The 1809-nt window shown below is 62.4% G+C and carries 3 protein-coding genes; all 3 read right to left on the bottom strand.

Going from position 1 to position 1809, the window contains the following annotated elements:
• Nucleotides 1-60 precede the first annotated feature (60 nt).
• The 3 genes from RMO89_RS09005 to rplC are packed head-to-tail and all read right to left on the bottom strand — an operon-like array spanning nucleotide 61 to nucleotide 1769.
• The gene (locus RMO89_RS09005) at nucleotides 61-366 is read right to left on the bottom strand and encodes a 50S ribosomal protein L23 (RefSeq protein WP_310532612.1); all 306 of its coding nucleotides are present in this window, start codon (nucleotides 364-366) and stop codon (nucleotides 61-63) included.
• Nucleotides 366-1007: a 50S ribosomal protein L4 gene (rplD, locus tag RMO89_RS09000; RefSeq protein ID WP_310532610.1), complete on the bottom strand. Its 642-nt coding sequence runs from the start codon at nucleotides 1005-1007 to the stop codon at nucleotides 366-368. The genes RMO89_RS09005 and rplD overlap by 1 nt, the downstream gene beginning before the upstream one ends.
• A 3-nt stretch (nucleotides 1008-1010) precedes the next feature.
• A complete protein-coding gene (gene rplC / locus RMO89_RS08995) occupies nucleotides 1011-1769 on the bottom strand; it encodes a 50S ribosomal protein L3 (protein ID WP_310532609.1) in 759 nt (252 codons plus the stop codon).
• Nucleotides 1770-1809 lie beyond the last annotated feature (40 nt).

Below are 1809 nucleotides of genomic sequence, written 5' to 3'. Positions count from 1 at the left end.
ATCAGGCCGCGCCGTGCGGGGCTGGTCGGGTTATAGTTTTTGAGTGCCATTGTCCGCGCCTCAGATACCGGAGGTGACGTCGATCGACTGGCCTTCAGCCAGGCGAACTACGGCCTTCTTGAAATCCGAACGGCGATAGGGCTTGCCCTTCCACCGCTTGGTCTTGCCCTTTTGGTTCAGCGTATTCACGCTCAGGACCTTCTTGCCGTAGATGGCCTCGACGGCCGCCTTGATTTCCGGCTTGGTGGCATCGTTCGCCACCTTGAAGACCACTGCGTCAAACTCGCTGGCCAGCGTCGACTTCTCGGTGATGTGGGGAGCCACGATCACGTCGTAGTGACGCGTGTTGATTGCGTCCTTAGCCATTAGTTGGTCCCTCCCGGAAGGGCGAACCGCGCCTCCAGCTTTTCGACAGCGGCACGGGTCAGCACCAGCGTGTCATGCTTCAGGATGTCATAGACGTTGGCGCCGACAGCTGGGAGGACGTTGACGCCGATGAGGTTGCCGGTGGCGCGGGCAAAGCCCTCGTTCACCTGCTCGCCATCGATGACCAGCACCTTCTTGCCCCAGTTCGCCTTGGCGAGCTGAGCGGCCAGGACCTTGGTCTTGGCGTCGGTCACGTCGAGCGTGTCGACGATCACGAGACCCGACTGGGCCTTGCTGGACAGAGCCATCTTCAGGCCCAAAGCGCGGATCTTCTTGTTCAGCGACGGGTTGAAGTCACGAACGCGGGGTCCGTGCGCCTTGCCGCCACCGATGAAGATCGGAGCTGCACGATCGCCGTGACGAGCCGTACCGCCGCCCTTCTGATTGCCGAACTTCTTGCCGGTGCGGGCAACGTCGGAACGCTCGCGAGCACCGCGGGCAGTGCCGCGGCGATTTTCGAGCTGCCAGGTTACAACGCGGTGCAGGATGTCAGCGCGCGGTTCGAGGCCGAATACGGCATCGGACAGCTCGACTTCACCCTTGCCGGCTGAACCGTCGAGGTTGGAAAGCTTGACCTTCACGACTTAGCCCTCCTGGCCTTCGGTCGCTTCGACAGCCGCCACGTCATCCGCGGGGGTGTCGGCAGGCGCCGAATCGTTGCTGTTGGCGACCTGCTTGAGGCCGGCGGGATAAGGCGCTTCGGCGTGGCGCGAGACCTTCACCGAATCCTTGACGGTCAGCCAGGTGTTCTTCGAACCCGGAACCGAACCCTTGACGAAGATCAGGCCACGCTCGTCATCCACGCGAACCACTTCGAGGTTCTGCTGGGTGCGCTGGCGATCGCCCATGTGACCGGCCATCTTCTTGTTCTTGAAGACGCGGCCCGGATCCTGGCGGTTACCCGTCGAACCGTGAGCACGGTGGCTGATCGACACGCCGTGCGTGGCGCGCATACCGCCGAAACCCCAACGCTTCATGGCGCCGGCGAAGCCCTTGCCCTGCGTGTGACCGCCGACATCGACCAGCTGGCCAACCGCGAAGTGCGAGGCAGCGATCGTCGATCCGACTTCAATGGTAGCGTCGTCCGCAACGCGGAATTCAACAACCCGTGCCTTCAGTTCGACTTCAGCCTTGGCGAAGTGTTCCCGCTGCGGCTTGGCAACGTTCTTCTGCTTGGCAGAGCCGGCGCCCAGCTGGACAGCGACATATCCGTCGCGGTCAGCGGTACGAACCGAAACCACCTGGCAATTCTCCAGCGACAATACGGTAACCGGCACGTGCCGTCCGTCGTCCTGGAAAAGGCGGGTCATCCCCACCTTTTTAGCGATCACGCCGGTGCGCATGATCCATTCTCCTACAGAGGCCTATGAGGACCATCCCCAA

Origin of the sequence: Novosphingobium sp., from assembly GCF_031424035.1 — a bacterium.
In the GTDB taxonomy this organism is placed as follows: Bacteria; Pseudomonadota; Alphaproteobacteria; order Sphingomonadales; family Sphingomonadaceae; genus Novosphingobium.
The sequence above is the reverse complement of the archived record's forward strand: the minus strand, read 5'-3'. Positions and strand labels throughout refer to the sequence as shown.